This window comes from Pseudomonas sp. KH_046_2 (assembly GCF_057838985.1).
In genome coordinates, this window is record NZ_CM174480.1 from 706,553 (window position 1) to 725,418 (window position 18,866).

12 protein-coding genes and 1 pseudogene are annotated in these 18,866 nt (G+C 59.6%); 3 read left to right on the top strand and 10 right to left on the bottom strand.

What is annotated here, in order from left to right:
- Positions 1-24: 24 nt before the first annotated feature.
- The 4 genes from fis to prmA all read right to left on the bottom strand — a co-directional run bounded on the left by fis (position 25) and on the right by prmA (position 3,690).
- On the bottom strand, positions 25-345 hold the full coding sequence (gene fis, locus AC3IX1_RS03185) for a DNA-binding transcriptional regulator Fis (protein WP_015093301.1): 321 nt from the start codon (positions 343-345) through the stop codon (positions 25-27).
- Positions 342-1,352: a tRNA dihydrouridine synthase DusB gene (gene dusB, locus AC3IX1_RS03190; RefSeq protein WP_057712163.1), complete on the bottom strand. Its 1,011-nt coding sequence runs from the start codon at positions 1,350-1,352 to the stop codon at positions 342-344. The genes fis and dusB overlap by 4 nt, the downstream gene beginning before the upstream one ends.
- 184 nt (positions 1,353-1,536) lie before the next feature.
- Entirely contained in the window at positions 1,537-2,781 is a 1,245-nt protein-coding gene (locus AC3IX1_RS03195; RefSeq protein WP_489387105.1) for a DUF3426 domain-containing protein, read from the bottom strand.
- Positions 2,782-2,811: 30 nt separating this feature from the next.
- Positions 2,812-3,690 (bottom strand): 50S ribosomal protein L11 methyltransferase, encoded by an 879-nt coding sequence (gene prmA, locus AC3IX1_RS03200; protein WP_489387106.1) that lies wholly within the window; start codon positions 3,688-3,690, stop codon positions 2,812-2,814.
- A 193-nt stretch (positions 3,691-3,883) separates the two neighbouring features.
- Here prmA and AC3IX1_RS03205 point away from each other — a divergent pair, with 193 nt between their 5' ends.
- Both AC3IX1_RS03205 and AC3IX1_RS03210 read left to right on the top strand, forming a co-directional pair.
- On the top strand, positions 3,884-7,861 hold the full coding sequence (locus tag AC3IX1_RS03205; protein WP_489387107.1) for a type III effector 1: 3,978 nt from the start codon (positions 3,884-3,886) through the stop codon (positions 7,859-7,861).
- A 128-nt stretch (positions 7,862-7,989) separates the two neighbouring features.
- Positions 7,990-9,110 (top strand): annotated as a pseudogene (locus AC3IX1_RS03210) (transposase); the annotation flags it as partial.
- A gap of 124 nt (positions 9,111-9,234) precedes the next feature.
- Here the strand turns inward: AC3IX1_RS03210 and accC are convergent.
- The 6 genes from accC to gcbA form a co-directional block, all read right to left on the bottom strand.
- Positions 9,235-10,590, bottom strand: coding sequence for an acetyl-CoA carboxylase biotin carboxylase subunit (gene accC, locus AC3IX1_RS03215; protein ID WP_489387108.1), 1,356 nt, complete (start codon positions 10,588-10,590; stop codon positions 9,235-9,237).
- 17 nt (positions 10,591-10,607) lie between these two features.
- Positions 10,608-11,072 carry an acetyl-CoA carboxylase biotin carboxyl carrier protein gene (accB, locus tag AC3IX1_RS03220; protein WP_223461693.1) on the bottom strand — a complete coding sequence of 155 codons (465 nt, stop codon included), beginning with the start codon at positions 11,070-11,072 and terminating at the stop codon, positions 10,608-10,610.
- 48 nt (positions 11,073-11,120) lie between these two features.
- On the bottom strand, positions 11,121-11,573 hold the full coding sequence (aroQ, locus tag AC3IX1_RS03225; RefSeq protein WP_020797556.1) for a type II 3-dehydroquinate dehydratase: 453 nt from the start codon (positions 11,571-11,573) through the stop codon (positions 11,121-11,123).
- Positions 11,574-11,705: 132 nt separating this feature from the next.
- Complete coding sequence (locus tag AC3IX1_RS03230; RefSeq protein ID WP_489387109.1) at positions 11,706-13,451, bottom strand: protein-disulfide reductase DsbD; 1,746 nt, start codon at positions 13,449-13,451, stop codon at positions 11,706-11,708.
- A 189-nt stretch (positions 13,452-13,640) separates the two neighbouring features.
- Entirely contained in the window at positions 13,641-15,587 is a 1,947-nt protein-coding gene (locus AC3IX1_RS03235; RefSeq protein ID WP_489387110.1) for a methyl-accepting chemotaxis protein, read from the bottom strand.
- Between the two features lie 52 nt (positions 15,588-15,639).
- Positions 15,640-17,310 (bottom strand): diguanylate cyclase GcbA, encoded by a 1,671-nt coding sequence (gcbA, locus tag AC3IX1_RS03240; protein WP_489387111.1) that lies wholly within the window; start codon positions 17,308-17,310, stop codon positions 15,640-15,642.
- A 486-nt stretch (positions 17,311-17,796) separates the two neighbouring features.
- Between gcbA and AC3IX1_RS03245 the strand changes: the two genes are divergently transcribed.
- Positions 17,797-18,864 carry a DUF2333 family protein gene (locus AC3IX1_RS03245; RefSeq protein ID WP_489387112.1) on the top strand — a complete coding sequence of 356 codons (1,068 nt, stop codon included), beginning with the start codon at positions 17,797-17,799 and terminating at the stop codon, positions 18,862-18,864.
- Positions 18,865-18,866: the final 2 nt, after the last annotated feature.

Below are 18,866 nucleotides of genomic sequence, written 5' to 3' on the forward strand. Positions count from 1 at the left end.
CGCCTTTCTGGTTTGATTGAATGCTTACAACAAATCGTACTGCTTGAGTTTCTTGCGCAGCGTGCCCCGGTTAAGCCCGAGCATCTCGCTGGCCTTGGTCTGGTTGCCCTTGACGTAGTTCATCACGCACTCGAGCAGGGGAGCCTCGACTTCGGAGAGCACCAGGTTGTACACATCCGTGACGGCAGCGCCCTCAAGGTGGGCGAAATAATTGTGCAGCGCCTTCTCGACACTCCCGCGAAGGGTCTGGCCTTCTTCGCTTGGCGTATTGAGGTGCTGTTTCAAATTCACGTTGTCGCTCACGGGTGTTGTTCCACTCACTAAAGTCTCGGTCATCATCGTCATGCGGCCACCCACTCTCCGTCCCCTGTCAGGCTCTTGTAACGCTCGGCGAAAAACGCCCGAACGTTGGCGCATTGTGCATCCGTACCATCCAAACGATTGAAGTGGGCGCGAAACTCCCTGGCGCCCGGCAGGGTTGCGAGATACCAGCCCACATGCTTTCGAGCAATGCGCACACCCATGACATCGCCATAGAAGGCGTGCAGGGCAGCCAGATGCTCTAGCAGAATGCGTTCCACCTCGATCAGTTCCAGCGCCGGGAGTTTCTCGCCGGTACGCAGGAAATGATCGATCTCGCGAAAAATCCATGGCCGCCCCTGGGCAGCCCGGCCAATCAACAGCCCATCGGCACCGGTCGCGTCGAGCACGTACCGGGCTTTTTCCGGCGAATCGATATCGCCATTGGCGAAGACCGGGATCGACACCGCCTGCTTGATCGCGGCAATGGTGTCGTACTCGGCTTCACCGGTGTACAGGTCGGCACGGGTGCGGCCATGCACCGCCAGCGCCGTAATGCCTGCCTGTTCGGCGATCTTCGCCACCGTCAGGCCGTTCTTGTTGTCCCGGTCCCAACCGGTCCGGATCTTCAGGGTAACCGGCACATCGACCGCAGCCACGACGGCCTGCAGGATCTCGGTTACCAGGGGTTCATCCTTCAACAGTGCGGAACCGGCAGCCTTGTTACAGACTTTTTTTGCCGGACAGCCCATGTTGATATCAATGATCTGCGCACCCATTTCAACGTTGGCACGGGCGGCGTCCGCCAGCATCTGCGCGTCCCCACCGGCGATCTGTACCGAGCGTGGCTCGGGATCACCTTCGTGGATCATGCGCATGCGCGACTTGCGGGTGTTCCACAAGCTCATGTCGCTGGTGACCATTTCCGAGACGACCAGTCCCGCGCCCAAGCGCTTGCACAGCTGACGAAAGGGCTGGTCGGTGACTCCCGCCATGGGGGCGAGAATCAAGCTGTTATGTAATGTGTATGGGCCGATGCGTACCGCCGACATAGGACTTCCCTGTTGTGGGGCCGGATCATGAGAGTTCGAAAAAGGGTTGGCATGATACCCGCTCTCGATGACTGGATAAAGGCTGAATTGAACAAATTCTGAACAGTTATTCTGTTATTACCCGTGGTTTGGTTGGCCAAGGGCAGTCAGAAAGCCGACGTTAATCCGGGGGCAATGAAGCGTTTCACTCCGGAGAGTGAAAGCTCAGACTGTAGTTCACGGCCTTGGCGCCTGGGTCGAGAATGTCCAGGGCAATGTGGATCGGCGTTTGCGGAGGCATTTCCGCCATGCCTTCGAGATCGCCATTGAGGTACTCGCCAGGTTTGAAGCGGCGACTGGCGATCAGGTGGCCATTGAGGTCGGCGAAGCGCAGCTCCAGCAGCGGGAAGGGTTGGGAGAACGGCGCGCGGTTATAGATGATCGCATCGACCACCAGGGCGCCATTGAATTCGGGATGGCTGCGCACCACCAGGTTGCTGCTTTTGATTTTCGCGATGTCGACTTTGGAGGGCACGGTGCAGCCGATTTGCGGGCACAGTTGCTGGAACCACGGGCGATATTGATCCTGTCGCGCCAGTTCGTCGAAATGGTAGGCGATGTACTGGCCGGCGAGGGCGCCAGCGGCAATCAGCACCAGCAGCAACCAAAATAGCCGTCGGCCCCAGGGCGAGCGGCGTTTTTGCCAGTCCAGTTGCAGCGGGTCGTCGGTCAGGTCTTGCAGGACTTCGGCGCGCACGCCCGGTTCGCTGCGTTCGCGTCGCTTGCGCAGCGGTTCTATCGAGGGCAGGTTGTCGTCGATTTCGCTCTCGTCGGCGGCCGACAGGCGCTCGTGGTTCAGCGGCGCATCGAGAGGGTCGTGCAATCGCAAGTGGGGTGGCTGCAGTTCGTCGTCGAGATCAACCGGTTCCAGGGACAGCGAAGGTTCGGTGCGCGAGGCTTTGCTCGGTTCGACCGTAGGCTCTGGCGTTTCAAGGCTGTCGAGCGGTTCGTCGAGTTGCGCACGATCGGCCGCCGACTCACTGAACAGGCTGTCGGACCACGGCTCCTCGTCATCCTGCCCGGTGCTGTCGCGACGGGCACTCAGTGAGTCGTCGCGATGGCGGCCGAGTTCGGTGGTCGGCTGAATTTCCCGCTGTTCGAGCCGGGCGAGCTCTTCGTCGAGGTCGAGACTGTCCAGGTCCAGTTCGGTCGCGCTCCATTGCTTTTGGCTGATGGCGCGTGGCTGCGATGGTTCGACCGGCTCCACAGGCGGGAGCGGCATCGCGACTGGTGGCTCCTTGCCAGCCTGCTCAAGCAGCTGCCTGGCGGCATTGAACACCTGCAGGCAGGAGCCGCAACGAACCACGCCACGCGCCATGCTCAACTGGGCATGGCTGACGCGGAAGCTGGTTTGGCAATGCGGGCACTGGGTGACGAAGCTGTCGGTCATGCGGCGATCCGGATTATGCAGGCGCTCATTCTAGCGCCGACGGCCAGTGATGCGCACCCAGCCATCGCGATTGGCGATCGGGTCCAGATCGAAGTCCTTGGCGTAGGCGGCAGCGACTTCATCGCCCTGTTCGGCGAGGATGCCCGACAGCGCCAGGCGACCGCCCGACTTGACCAGGTCCGACAGCTGCGGCGCCAGGGAAACCAGCGGACCGGCGAGAATGTTGGCCACCAGTACGTCGGCCTGCACCTGCGGCAGGTCTTGCGGCAGGTACAGCGGGAACAGCTCGTCGGCGATACCGTTGCGCCCGGCGTTGTCGCGGGAGGCTTCCAGCGCTTGCACGTCGATATCGGTACCGACGGCTTCCTTGGCGCCCAGCAAAAGTGCGGCAATTGCCAGAATCCCCGAGCCGCAGCCGAAGTCCAGCACGTTGCAGTCCTTCAGGTCCTGACCGTCGAGCCATTCCAGGCACAGTGCGGTGGTCGGATGGGTGCCGGTGCCGAACGCCAGGCCCGGATCCAGCAGCAGATTCACGGCGTCAGGTTCCGGCGCGGCGTGCCAGCTCGGCACGATCCACAGGCGCTGGCCGAATTGCATTGGCTGGAAGCCATCCATCCAGCTGCGTTCCCAGTCCTGGTCTTCGATCACTTCGCTATGGTGTTCGGGCAGCGGGCTGCCGGTCAGCAACTCCAGATGGGCCAGTACCGGGCCAGGCTCGGTGCCACCTTCGAACAGGGCCAGCAGGTGCGTGTGCGACCACAGCGGCGTGGTGTTGAGTTCCGGCTCGAAGATCGGCTGATCTTCGGCGTCCATGAAGGTCACCGACACGGCGCCCACTTCAAGGAAAGCGTCTTCATAGGTTTCGGCTTGTTCTGGGCTGATGGCGAGACGTACTTGCAGCCAAGGCATGGCGGGCACCTTTGGAAAAAATCTACAGGGGGGCAGCCCAAGGCTGCGAAAGCGCGCAGTGTACGCCAGGTCGTAGTCAAAGTGGATAAGCGAGTCTCGTACCACGGCGGTTGGCGCTTCGATATACATATGTATGACCTGGGCGTGTTGTCTGCTGGATAAGGTGAGGGTCCATACAACGGGAGAGAATGTGATGGACAACACTATCGAGCTGCAAAGCAATGTGAACGGCGCGGGGCCGGATCCTTCCCCGCCGCAGGCAACTGCACAAGCGATCCTGGAGAAATTGACTCGATGGCAGGTTGTCATCGATGCACGGCTGCAGACCCAGCTGACTATGCTAGAGGTGCTGGAAGAGTATCTGTTGATCGAGCTGCGCACCCATTACAACGAAGGCAACATAGATCCACGCTTCATCCAGACCGTGCTCGACACGGTCCTGCAACGAATGATTGACCAGAAACCTGTGGCCCATGACGAAGAACAGGATGCACCCTACCGCTGGCCAGGGGCGGCTGACCAGGGTATTCCGGCCGAGCGTCGGGATGCCATAGCCCAGGCTGTGGAAAGTGCGGCCTTGGGGTTTATCGTGCACTACAGGGACTATCTGCTTCGTCATTGGACGTTGGCAGGGGACGATGCCTCGCTTGCTCAGATGATCAACAGCAAGCTTTATCAGCACATGGTGGCATTCAGCACGATTTTCAAAACCGACCAATTGGCTGGCCTGAGTGTCGATGAGCTACGAGGGAAAATTGAAGAGCTCCAGGATGCCTGGCATCAGACGGGGCAAATAACCGCGCTGGCGACAATGCAGGAACGCCAGCAACTTGAGGCTCAAGCGCGTTTGCAATTGCCTCATTGGCTGAGGGTACTGAAAGAGCCTGACCGAACGTTGTTAGAGGCTTTTCAGGAGCAGACCTTACAAGCGCAGGCACTGGTGGATGAGCTGCTCGACGGCCTGGACTCGTTACGGGCCTACACTCGTCGACTGGTCAAGGACTATGTCAGGCTTGAACTGGACATGGAGGTCGAGCCCGACAGCATTCAAGTGCAGCTGCAATGGAAAGCGGTTGTCGGCAAACCGACGCAAACCTACAACCTGAGCGAGCTGCTGGCGGGGGGGGCATTAAGGAAAGACGCCATTTCGGTACTCTCGGTAACAAACGGAACCACGCTGCGCAACCAGCCCCTTTCGCTCGCGTTCATGAGGCAGTTGCTATCGGAAGTGGATGCCCCTGCGGGGTATTTACAACCACTTACCGATCAGTATGGCCGCGCAGAACTGAAAGACGCCATGCTCGATTGGTACACGGCTCGACTGCAGCAAAGCGCATTTATTGCGCGTTGTGCAGGTCATTTGAGCGTGACCAACCATGACAATCTCAAAGCCCTATGGGAGAGCGAAACCTCGCAGCAGTCTGCCTCCGCTTTGCGCGTCGCCGGTCTTGTGTTGCCCAATACCATGAAATGTGCCGACCTTCTGTTGTTCTACCGCGAAGATGTACCGGGTACGGTCAGCGACCTGTTGTTGTATGCCCCCGGCAAGCCCGATGGCCAAGAGTGGATCGAGTTGGCCTCTCTGAGGGGCGTGAGTGGGGAGATAGGCGGATGGACCAAAAGCAAGGCAGGTCGTGAGTACCTGTTGCAGCAACTCAATCCAATCAGTCGTGATAAGGCTGAGGCCTTCCTTATCAAGGTGACGAACAAGCCGATATCATGGGATTTGAACAAAGATCTTAGGGGCGCGGTGGTTGGCTTCAGGGCATGCCTTGAGGACGCTGTTGCGATGGGCCTGACCAATAATCTGAAACACGTAGAGCTGAACGAGTCCCCCCGATGGTACTCCGCTCTGTCGATGGACTCCCGGCGAACCATTAGCAGTTTGAGGCATGAGTTCCGGGTCCATGAGCAGAAATTCAACGAACAGCTTGCGAGCTATGAAGTTTTTGTGGACTTCGCCAAACGAACCGTCACGCAAGATATTGCATCTTACATGCGCAGCAAAGGCGTGCATGAGCCGGTCGACCCTGCAACTGTTCTCATTGACTACCGCCCGGGGCTGGCAGATGGGCGGACGGAGGTAGCCAGTTTGCTGGATCTTGCGATCTATGGTTATGACGACAATTCGGGTATCGATAACCCCCGAAGGGGTGTGCGCTCTTCTGTTGGGCAGGACTTGACGCAGGTCCGCAGCGCGGATCTGGCGATATATATTCGACGTGCGTACCTGGGCGAAAAATATGCGGAGCATATACGTGCCCAATTTCTTAAGGCCGAGGACCCTGCGTACTATAGTCGCCGCGATACCTTCCGCAGAATGCTGCTGGTCAAGATGGACCGCGACCTGCGTGTCGCGTATGGCAAGTCCGTGTTGAATGCCGATGAATTCTCGAGCCTCACCCGGCAAGTCACCCTTCTAGACCATATAGTCTCTACGCGCAGTCCGTCGAACCCGGAAGATGTCGTGAGCCGTGAGGGGCTGATCAAGTTCACCGTCGGCGGTCATGTGGTGCAGGGCGTTTATGTTTTTACCTATGATTCGAAGGGTGCAAATCCTTGGTTGTACACCCCCGATGCTCCGGACGGCGTCATGTTTCGCAAGTATTGGGGCTTCTCCGGGGAGGTTGTCGCACAACTGCATGATTACATACTGGAGCGGGTAGCACTCAGTGCGCGCACCGCGGTAAGTGGCTCGCTGGAGGCTTTGACGGCGGCGACCACGCGCGTCGATACATTACGCGAGCTCAATCGTGTGACTGATATCAAGGCTGAGTTCGATGCTTACATCACGCGTGCTATCACCGATGTGGAGGACATCACCACAAGTCGTGCCGAGATGATCATGGAGCAGGTCTTAAAGGGGCTGTACTTTGCGGCCATTCCTGTGTGCATGGTTTGCCCCCCTTTTGCCCTGCTGCTGGATGTCACCTTTGTTGTCATCAGTTCCAAGCAGGCGATCGAGGCACACTTGAAAGGCGACACGGCCGACGCACTGGAGCACTGGCTGGAGGCATCATGGGGAGCACTGTTCGCGGCGCTCGGGGCAAGGTCCGCCCTCAAGTCACTAGGGGCGATGGCCAGGAGCTTGAAATTTGCAGTGAGGCTAATGTCATTGTCCGCCCAGCGCTTGAGTAAAGTGACTTCGGTCGCTGCCAAGGAGGCCGGGCCGTTGATTCGGTCAATACGCTTCAAGCCAAAACAAGCGGTCAAGACAACGCCTGAAAACCTGCGGCTGGTGACCGAGGAGGGCATTTTCCAGGGCACCTATCGCAGCCCATCCAGCGCATCGCAACGGGAAAGTACTTACTATATACGGAGTAAAGGCAGGTACTACCAAGTGACGAAGGATGTCTATTTTGACGGCCTGTGCCTGGTGGATGCCAGTCGTCCCGGAGCGATTTACAAACAGCCGCTACGCAAAATGCCGAATGGGAAATGGACGCACAATAAAGTGGGGTTGAGGGGTGGGAATGATACGGTGCGCAACCTCGACCGAGTGAATGATTTGCGGATGGCGTTTCCTGGGCATGCCAACCCGCAAGTGGCAAGAGGGGCGTTGCAGGGCGAAGCAGTGGTTGCGAGGTTCAGTGAGGCTGCGGCCGACAACTATCTGTTCTCACTGAACGCGCAGTCGTGTGTGATAGCTTCGTTGTACAACCCGATCACCAAGGTCGGGGCAGTCATTCATTTCGATCACAACATCGGCACGCTCATCGAGCGCAGTATCCGGGATGTGACGCAGCGCCTGGGGGGATCTGCGAAGGATATTCGCGCCACCCTGGTGGGTGGGGACTGGCTGACGGGTGCCGACATTGGCGGGCCGGTCAGGTCGGTGATGAAGCGCCAAGGTCTGCAGCCAACCTGGGATCACTGGTCGTACTCTTCCTGTTTGGGTAATACCTATGGCGCGTCACTGGATCTGCGCAGTGGTGTCACTTCGGTATTCAAGACATCACAGAGTCAGGTCGCAAGCTACTACAATCCAGTGCTGGCGGGGGCGAGAGGGGGCACTGATTCGGTGTCAGCGCGTGCACGCGGGTTCATGGCGCGCTTCAGGAGGGAGCCGCTGGTAGAGAATACCAATGGTGTCGTTCGCAATCAGCAGGGCAGCCCAGCGACTTTATCGCAGATCGAATTACACGCGATCCCTACAGTGGCGCTGAACTGATTCATTCGCTGCCATCGTGAGAGGCGTGCAAAAAAAAGACCCCGGCCAATGCAGACTGTGTGAAAACCTAGCAATCTGCTGGCCGGTTAAAGAAAATGCCCGTATCGCAAGGTACGGGCATTTTTCTTATGCGCTATATCCAAGGTGAAAACCGCTCCCAGAGCGCGCTGTTTCCACTTTCGCTGGACGAACTTATCCCCGATGACCATCTGGTTCGGGTGATCGAGGCCTATATTTCCCTTCTGGACCTTGAGCAGTTGGGCTTCGACAAAGCCAGACCCAAGGCCACGGGGCGCCCTTCGTACGATCCCGCGGATCTGCTCAAACTCTACCTGTACGGTTATTTCCAACGTATTCGCTCGAGTTGGTAGCTATCGACGGCAGCAAGTTTCAGGCGGTGGCGTCTAATCGCAAGCACATGACGCCGAAAAACCTCAAACACCAGGAGGCGGCGCTTGAGCAGCGGATCGCTCGTTATTTGGCGCAACTGGAAGAGGCGGATCACAGTGAAGAAAGCGACCCCATTGACCGTTCAGCGGTGCGGGCGGCGCTTCGTGAGTTGCAGGTAAAAAAGGCCAATAACCAGACCTGCCAAGGGCTGATGGAGGCTCAAGGTCTGGTTCAACACATTGTGGGCGAGTCCGAAGCCCAGAAAATGCGGACACCTTCCGGTAAGTTCGTGGCGTACAACATCCAAAGCGCTGTAGATGCTGAGCATTGCCTGATTTTGCACCATGAGGTGACTCAGGACGGCGCAGACCGGCAGCAGCTTGAGCCCATGGCAAAAGCCGCCAAAGCTGAATTGCAGCAGCCGCAACTCAGCGTGACGGCCGATGCTGGTTACTCTAATGGCGAGCAGTTTCAGGCCTGTGAAGAGGCCGGCATCACGGCTTTTGTGCCCGCTAATCGGTCGGTTAACAATCCAGGTGGCGGCACTGAGTTTTTCGATCGTGCGGACTTCAAATACGAGGCGGACAGCGACAGTTATCAATGCCCTGCTGGCCAGTGGCTAACGCTCAAGCAGATGAACAAAGACGAGCGAATTTATCAGGCGGCTATCGCCGATTGCAGCGTTTGTCCGTTAAAAAGTCGCTGTCCCCAAGCGAGCCGCCGCTACCTCACGCGTCATGCTCAAGAGGCCGCCTTCGAACGCATGGAGCAACGAATGCGAGCCCATCCCGAGATGATGGCCAGCCGGCGCTCCATCGTCGAACACCCCTTCGGCAATCTCAAGCAATGGCTGTTTGGCCCTTTATTTTTCCGATTTCAGAAAAACAAATGCCCCGACAAGTCGGGGCATTTGTTTTTGATCTTGGCAGACCGCGTTTTCACACGGTCTGCTTTAGGCCGGGGTCTTTTTTATCACTGGGACATCAATGCTGGCCAGCCAGCTTGTGCTCGAGGTAGTGAATGTTCACGCCCCCTTTGCAGAAGCCTTCATCGCGGGTCAGGTCGCGGTGCAGCGGGATGTTGGTCTTGATCCCGTCGACCACGATCTCGTCCAGCGCATTGCGCATGCGCGCCATGGCTTCGTCGCGGGTTGCGCCGTAGGTGATCAGCTTGCCGATCAACGAATCGTAGTTCGGCGGAACGGCATAACCACTGTACAGGTGCGAGTCGACGCGAACGCCGTTGCCGCCTGGTGCGTGGAAATGCTTGACCGTGCCCGGGCTCGGCATGAAGGTTTTCGGGTCTTCGGCGTTGATCCGGCATTCCAGCGCGTGACCGCGGATGACCACGTCATCCTGGGTGAACGACAGCTTGTTGCCGGCGGCGATGCTGAGCATCTCCTTGACGATGTCGATGCCGGTGACCATTTCCGAAACCGGGTGCTCTACCTGGACACGAGTGTTCATCTCGATGAAGTAGAAGTGACCGTTTTCGTACAGGAACTCGAAAGTGCCTGCGCCACGGTAGCCGATATCGATGCACGCCCTGACGCAGCGTGCGAGTACTTCCTCACGTGCGTTCTCGTCGATGCCCGGTGCCGGCGCTTCTTCAAGAACCTTCTGGTGACGACGTTGCAGCGAGCAGTCGCGGTCGCCCAGATGGATAGCATGGCCCTGGCCATCGGAAAGTACCTGAACTTCCACGTGACGTGGGTTGGTCAGGAATTTTTCCAGATAGACCATCGGGTTGCCGAACGCCGCGCCTGCTTCGGAACGGGTCAGTTTCGCCGAGGAAATCAGGTCTTCTTCTTTATGCACAACGCGCATGCCGCGACCACCGCCGCCGCCAGCGGCCTTGATGATCACCGGGTAACCGACTTCGCGACCGATGCGTAGAGCGGTTTCTTCGTCTTCCGGCAGCGGGCCGTCAGAGCCCGGAACGGTCGGTACGCCGGCAGCGATCATGGCGTGCTTGGCCGATACCTTGTCGCCCATCAGGCGAATGGTTTCGGCTTTCGGGCCAATGAACGCGAAGCCGGATTTCTCGACCTGTTCGGCGAAGTCGGCGTTTTCCGCAAGGAAGCCGTAGCCAGGGTGAATGGCGGTGGCGCCAGTCACTTCGGCCGCGGCAATGATTGCCGGGATGTGAAGGTAGGAGTGGGCGGCCGATGCCGGACCGATGCAGACGGACTCGTCTGCCAGGCCCAGGTGCATCAGTTCCTTGTCAGCCTTGGAGTAAACGGCGACGGTCTTGATGCCCATCTCTTTGCAGGCGCGCAGGATCCGCAGGGCGATCTCACCGCGGTTGGCGATCAGAACTTTTTCCAACTTCGCAGTCATCAAAGGCTCTCCGCGGTTCAAACGATGGTGAACAGCGGTTGGTCGTACTCAACCGGCTGGCCGTCTTCGACGAGGATGGATTCGATCACACCGCTGGTTTCAGCTTCGATGTGGTTCATCATCTTCATGGCTTCAACGATGCACAGGGTGTCGCCTTTCTTCACGGTCTGGCCGACTTCCACGAAGGACGGCGAGGTTGGCGAAGACTTGCGATAGAAAGTTCCGACCATCGGCGAACGGGCAACGGTGCCGTTCAGTGCTGGCGCGGCCGGAGCAGCAGGTGCGGCAGCGGCAGCCGGAGCGGCGGCAGCGACAGGCGCGGCAACCGGAGCATGCATTGGAGCTGGTGCGTAGTACTGCTGAGCCGGGGTCTTGCTATGACGGCTGATGCGTACGGACTCTTCGCCTTCCTTGATCTCGAGCTCGTCGATGCCGGACTCTTCCAGCAATTCGATCAGTTTCTTAACTTTACGGATATCCATGAATCATCAACTCCCAAGGGTCGGTCAGGGGCGTTTAACGCTTGTTGTTCAAGCCGTTGCCGGTCTTTCAAGCTGCTCTAGTGCGGCCTCCAGGGCCAGTCGATAACCGCTGGCGCCAAGGCCGCAGATCACTCCCACCGCTACGTCGGAGAAGTAAGAGTGATGGCGGAAAGGTTCGCGTTTGTGCACGTTAGACAAATGCACTTCGATGAATGGGATGCTCACCGCCAGCAGCGCGTCACGTAATGCGACACTTGTATGTGTAAAAGCTGCTGGGTTGATCAAAATGAAGTCCACGCCTTCGCTGCGGGCAGCGTGAATGCGGTCGATCAATTCGTACTCGGCGTTGCTTTGCAGGTGCAGCAAATGGTGACCGGCTTCGCGGGCACGGCGTTCCAGGTCCTGGTTGATCTGCGCCAGCGTCGTGGCGCCGTAGGTGCCCGGTTCGCGAGTGCCGAGCAGGTTCAGGTTGGGTCCGTGCAGAACGAGTAACGTCGCCATCGGCGGTTCCTATGTTATCTGTGAGCAATTGTCAGAACCCGGCGACTATGCCGCAAAGCCTTTGTGACTGTCCAGTTCTCTGCAATAGCCAGCACGATGACCGATGTTTGCGCGAAATATATGACTGCTTGATTAAATTTGGTCATTCGCCCTGGTTATACGTTCGGCGAAGTCTTTGGCGTTGATCTCGCCGATCACCCGCACATCGGCGCGTTCGACACCGTCCTTGCCGAAAAACATCAGGGCAGGGGGGCCGAACAACTGGTAGCGGTCGAGCAGGGCGCGTTGCTCGGCGTTGCTGGCGGTGATGTCGAAGCGGATCAGCCGGTAACCCTTGAGGCGTTCGATGACGACTGGGTTGTCCAGCACCTCATGCTCGATGACTTTGCAGCTGATGCACCAGTCGGCGTACCAGTCGAGCAGCAGCGGTGTGCCGGATGAGCGTGCATCGGCGAGTGCGCGGTCCAGATCGGCCGGCGTGCTGACGGTTTGCCAGGTGCTGGTGTTTTGCGCGGGGCCGCTGTTGGCAACGATTCGGGGCTGGCCGATCGGGTTGAGCGGGTCGGTCTGGCCGCTGAAGGCGCCGTACCAGCAGGCCAGTGCGTAAAACAGCAGGAACATGCCGAACAATTGGCCCAGGCGTTTGCGCGGTGGTTTATAGACGAACTCCAGCGCCCCCATGAACAAGCCGACACCGCCAGCCAGTAAACCGATCAGCAGCAAGGTGACCTGGCCCGGCAAGACGCGGCTGAGCAAGCCGACGGCCAGCCCGAGCAACAGTACGCCAATCGCGTTTTTCACATAGACCAGCCACGGACCGCTTTTCGGCAGCCAGGCTGCACCGCCGGTGGCCACCAGCAACAGCGGAGCGCCCATGCCGAGACCGAGCATGAACAGTTTCAAACCACCGCCCAACGCATCGCCACTGGCGCTGATGTATAGCAGCGCCCCGGCCAATGGCGCCGAAACGCAGGGTGAAACCAGCAGGCTGGAGACCACGCCCAACACCGCGGCGCCCAACAGTGAGCCGCCTTTGGTACGGCCGGCGATACGGTCCAGGCGACTGCTGATGGCGTGTGGCAACTTGAGTTCGAAGACGCCGAACATCGCCAATGCAAACACGGCGAAAAACATCGCGAAAGGCACCAGCACCCAGGCCGATTGCAGCCGCGCCTGCAGATTGAGCTGGGCACCGAACAGGCCCATCAGTGCACCGAGCAGGGCAAAGCAGGCGGCCATCGGCAGCACATAGGCCAGTGACAGATTGAAACCGCGCCAGCCACCGACCTGGCCCCGCAGCACCACGCCTGACAGGATCGGCAGCATAGGCAGCACGCATGGCGTGAACGTCAGGCCCAGGCCCGCGAGGAAAAACAGCGCCAGTTCGCGCCAGCTCCATGGATAAACCGTCGCCGGAGCGCCGCTGCCGTCGATGCTCAGGCGTTCGGTTTCCGGTGGATAGCACAGGCCTTTGTCGGCGCATCCCTGATAGGTCACGACCAGGGTGAAGGCGCGTTGATCGGTACGCGGCAACTCGACGTCAAGAATGCCGTGGTAGACCTCGACATCGCCGAAGTATTCATCGTGCTTTTTCTGACCGTCGGGCAGTTTCGCCGCGCCGAGGACGACATCGGCCGGATCGGCGCGAAACTGAAAGCGGTGACGGTAGAGGTAATAGCCTTCGGTGGCGACGAAGCGCAGCTTGATCGATTGCGGCGTGCTTTCTACCAGGCTCAGCTGGAACGCTTCGCGCACCGGCAGGAAGTCGGCGCTGTTGTTGATCGAGCCCAGGCTGGAGCTGGGTCGGTTCTCCAGCAAGCCAGTGGCGCTGGCCGGCAGGGCGAACACTAGAAACAGCAGGCAAAGCAAACGGCGCATGACGATCTCGCGTATCGGAATTGGGGGGATGATAGCGGACAGTCGTTCGGTGTGCCGAGCCAAGGATGTGTGGTGATTGATCTGACGTCATCGCGGGCAAGCCCGCTCCCACAGTGATCTTCAGTGAACGGGAACATTGTGTACTGCCGAGAACCCTGTGGGAGCGGGCTTGCCCGCGATAGCTATCTATCAGACGCGAAATGCCTGAACGGCTGTGTGCAGTCGACCGCCCAACACCAGAAGATTTTCTCCTTGCTCACGGCCTTCACCAATGCGCAGCAAGTTATCCCCACCCAACTGATGAATCCGCTCACTGTGGTCGCGGATTTCGCTGACAGCCCCACTTTGCTGGGCTGTGACATCGGCGATGCGGACCGCCGTGTCGGAAATGGTCTGGATCGCCCCGACGATTTTATCCAGCGCGCCATCAGCGGCCTGGGCCTGGCTGGCCGTGGCTTCGGCGTGTTCGACCTGGGCGCGCATGCCTTCCACCGATTGCCGCGCCGCGGTTTGCAGCCCTGCGATCAGCGTCTGGATTTCTGCCGTGGCCCCGGCGGTACGTTGCGCCAGAGAGCGCACCTCTTCGGCCACTACTGCAAAGCCTCGACCCATTTCCCCGGCCCGGGCCGCCTCAATGGCGGCGTTCAAGGCCAGCAGGTTGGTCTGGTCGGCAATCGAGCGGATCACCGTCAACACGCCGCCGATGGTGGCCGATTCTTCGGCCAGGTGTTCGATCATTTGCGCATTGCCTTGCACTTCATCCACCAATGCATGCAGGCCGGTTAGGCTCAGGCCGATGACTTTCTGCCCGTGCTCCACGGCCAGGCCTGCGTGGCGGCTGGCGTCGGCGGCCTGGCTGGCATCGCCGGCGACTTGTTGAATGGTCGCTTCCAGTTCGCTGAGGGAGTCGCGGATCAGTGCCGTATCACCGGCCTGATGCTCGGCGCCGCTGTGCAGGTCGTTGCTCAATTCGGCGAGGGTTCGGCTGCTGCCGGCGACCTGTTCGGCGTTGCGGCGAATGGTCCCCACCAGGTCCACCAGATAAGCGCGCAAGCGGTTGAGCGAGGCTTCAATGTCATGCAATTCGCGGTTGGTGTTGCCCAGTTGAATGTCGCGGCTGAAGTCGCCTTCGGCCCAGGTCGAGAGGGCCGGGGCGAGGTTGGTCAGGGTCCGGGCGAGTTTGCGCTGCAAGGTGTCGATCAGCAGTGCGATCAACAGAATCAAGCCGATCATCACGCCTTGCATCAGCCGCACTTCACCCTGGATCTGCCCATGCTGGGCGCGTACCACCGGTTCCAGCGCGGCAATGGCCTGTTGCACGTCGGCGATTTTCAGGTGGGTCGCCGCGCTGAGGTCGGCGCGCTTCTGGATTTGATCGCGGGTGCGCGAGAGCTCGGCCGGGTAGCGGGTGAGCAGGCTGTTGAGCTCCCGCTTGAGGCCCACGCCGGCATCTTCGGCGACGGTTTTTTCCTTGTTCTCTAGGCCCATCATCGAGGCGAAATCATCGGTGTTCGATTCGCTGCTGGTGGTCACGCCCAATAATGGCAGGGCGTCGAGTTTTTCGGCCTGGGTGCGGATGTTGGCTACTTCGCGTTCGACATCGGCGGCCAGTTCACTGCGTCCGCTGCTGACCAGTTTGTCCCGGGCCAGGGACAATTTGCCCAGGTGCTGTGATGCGGTGAGCAGCGGCGTCAGGTAGGCCGCATTGCCACTGGCGTACTGGCTGAGCTGATCGAGACTGGCGCCCAGTTCGCGCTCGGCCTGCAGCAGCAAGGCCTGCGGATCGCCTGCCAGTTTGCCGACTGCCAGCAGGTCGGTCTTGCTGAATTCTTCAAGGGTCGACAGGCTGGGGCGCAGTGTCTCGGCCAGGGCCGGTGGCAATTCGCCGAGTTCTTTTTGCAGGCTGTCGATGCCTTGGGCGGCACTGCTCAGGCGCAGCGCGTCGCCGATGCCAAGGTAATCCTCGACGCTGCGGGCGACGTCATTCTGAAACTGCTGCGACAGGCCCAGGTAGCGCTCCATTAATAGATACGGGCGCTCGAGGGCTTTCTGCGACCACCACAGGGTGGCGCCGAGGGCCGCGCACACGGCCACCAGAAGGAGGGTATTGAGATTGGTCAGCAGCTTCAGGCGCATTACGGACTACCAACGGCGGAAATGGTAAGTGCCTGAAGTTATTGCGTTTCTGTTACAGCGTTATGACTGTATCGGTCAATTCCGATAAAAAAGTGGCACTTTGCTTTGACACCCTTGCAGCTTGCACGCGGTTGCGTCCGCCATGTTTGGCGCGGTACAGGGCCTCGTCTGCCTGGCTGGCCATCGTCAGGCTGTCCGAGCTTTCGCACAGTTCGACCACCCCGGCGCTGAACGTGCACCAGAGGTCCTGGGGCTGCGCCGGGTAATGAATCTCGGCAAAACGCTGTCGGATTTCGTCGAGCACGTTGTAGGCCGCTTCGATATCGGTGTCCGGCATCACAATCGCGAATTCTTCGCCGCCGTAGCGGCCGATGAAGTCGGTTTTGCGCAGGCGTTGCTTGAGAAAGAGCGCCAGGCTCTTGATCACCCGGTCGCCCATGGGGTGGCCGTGGCTGTCGTTGACCCGCTTGAAGTGGTCGATGTCGAGCATGGCAAAGCTCAGCGGTTTGTTCTCGCGACGGGCGCGGAACGAGCAGTCTTCGAGCAATTGCAGGATATGCGTGTGGTTGTACAACCCGGTGAGGCTGTCGCGGACCATCCGGGCCTTGAGGTTGCGCGCTCGTGCCGCGCGGTTGCGCACGGTGGTGATCAGGTGCCGGGGCTTGATCGGTTTGGTCAGGAAGTCATCGCCGCCCTCGCTCATGGCGTCGAGCTGCTTGTCCAGGTCGTCTTCGGCCGACAGGTAAATGATCGGCACGCTGACATAGCGGTCGTTATGGCGAATGACCTTGGCCAGTTCCGTACCGGTGCAGGCCGGCATGTACATGTCGAGGATGATCAGGTCCGGCTGGAAATCCGCCAGTTCGGCCATGGCCTGTATCGGCTCGATCAACGTGCGGGTGACGATCCCGGCGCTGTTGAGCAGGCGCTCGGTGTGCAAGGCCTGGGCGCGGGAGTCGTCGATGATCAGCACTTTATAAGGTTCGTACTGGGCCACGCAGGTCAGGACTTCGATTTTCTCCAGCAGGCTCGAGGCTTCGAGGGTGCCGGTGAGGAATTCCTGGCCGCCGGCACGCACAGCGGCCAAACGGGTCGGGGTATCGGTTTCGTGCAGGCTGAAGAACAGCAGCGGCAGTTGATGATCGAGGCCTTCCTGGGCTTCAGCGGCCAGTTTCAGGCCGACGCCGGCACCACTGAAATCCACGTCCATGACAATCGCCGCCGGCAGGCGCTCGACTATCGATGAGCGAAACGCGTCTACGCTGTCCAGGGACTGGGCGCTGAGGCCGAAGAATTCCAGTTGCTTGGCCAGGCGCTCGGCACGGTCGTGATCCTGCAGCATCACGTAGATGGGCTTGCGCAGCGGCGGCAGGAAGGTTTGATCGAGTTGGTCGCCATGGCGCAGGCCGGTGCGCGACAGGCGCTGCATCAAGCGATTGAGGTCGGTGATCAGGCCACTGCTCAGGCGCCCGCGATTGGCGTCGACCGCCTCCAGGGACTGACCGATGTGGCGTGCCAGTTGCGTGTGTTCCGGTTGTTCGAAACGCTCGGCGAAACGCAGCAGGCGCAGATTGGCCTCGCTCAGTTCCGAAAGGTCGGCGGTGGACCACTCACTGCGTTGCAGGCGCTGCCATATCTCAAGAATCTGACGAGCCTGATGAATTACCCGCTGGGCAAAGTGGTGCTTGAGGCGCTCGCGGCTGGGGTCTTCTGGCTCGGTCATATCCTGACTACTAGTTAGGGTGCACACTGAGGTCGAGTGGTGGCTCTATGCTAGCACCACTTTTCCGTTACATGAGTGCTGTACGTCAATAATCTGCGATGTGACCTTATTCAGTTTATGACCGATCGGTCTGATTCGAGGATGAGAAGTCGCGGTGTGTGGGGGGAAGTGCCTTGAATCAGGGCACTTGATGGGTGTGAGGCGAAAATTGGCGAGTGGCCGACCATTGGTCATTTACGACTTTCTGGCCGGTGCGGATCTGTGCGTTTTTTTTGCTTAAGGGGATCGGGGATTCCCTTAGGGTGGCAATCCAAACCATTAGGGGTGGATTTCGATGGCCGCGGTGTCGTCGGGTGCACAGGTACTCGTTTGATCCGCAAGCCCGGTAATTTTCCGCATCGGTGCGATGGCGGGTGCCGGGCCAAGGCACGTTGTTGTATGGTTGCGGTCGAACCGTTGAACTCAAGAGCTTGAAAGGATATCGCCATGCTGGACTGGAAGAACCGCACAGACAGTGCGCCTGAACGTGCCGCTGAACCGAAGTCGGAGACCCGCAGTTACCTGGGTGGTCTGTTGTTCAGCCGGGCGCTGGCCACTCTGCTGGGCATTTACCTGTTGGTGGCGAGTGTCCTGGGCTGGTACTGGAGCCAGGAGCCGGCGCTGTTCCCGGTCCAGCAAACCGCGCAGCTGGCGGCCGAGAAAGAAGGCAAGCAGATGGTCGTCGGCTACACCACGGTGGAAACCCTCAAGACCGTCGCCGGCAGCTTGCTGACCAAGCCGGGCGGCTATATTTCCAACGACCGGTTCCCGCCGGGCTTGTGGATGGACAACATGCCGAGCTGGGAATATGGCGTGCTGGTGCAGGTTCGCGACCTGAGCCGGGCACTGCGTAAAGACTTCGCCCGTTCGCAGTCGCAGTCCGCAGAAGACGCCGATCTGGCCAAGGCCGAGCCACGGTTCAACTTCGACAACAAGAGCTGGGTGCTGCCGTCCAGTGAGTCCGAGTACCAGGAAGGCATCAATTCCCTGAGCCGCTATCAGGCGCGTCTTTCCGATCCGAACCAGAAGAGCGCGTTGTTCTATGCCCGCGCCGACAACCTGAACAACTGGCTGGGTGATGTCGGCACCCGTCTGGGTTCGCTGTCGCAACGACTGTCGGCCAGTGTGGGCCGGGTCAAGCTCAACACCGCGCTGAAGACCGAGGTCGTGGCGCCGGGTGTGGCACCGCAAGTCGACGAAGAAGTCGTTGAAACCCCATGGCTGCAGATCGACAACGTGTTCTACGAAGCCCGTGGCCAGGCCTGGGCCTTGTCGCATTTGCTGCGCGCCATCGAGGTCGACTTCGCCGATGTACTGGCCAAGAAGAACGCCACGGTCAGCGTGCGCCAGATCATTCGTGAACTGGAAGCATCGCAGGAGCCGGTCTGGAGCCCGATGATCCTCAATGGCAGCGGCTTCGGCGTGCTGGCCAACCACTCGCTGGTCATGGCCAACTACATTTCCCGGGCCAACGCGGCAGTGATCGATTTGCGTCAACTGCTCAATCAGGGCTGAGT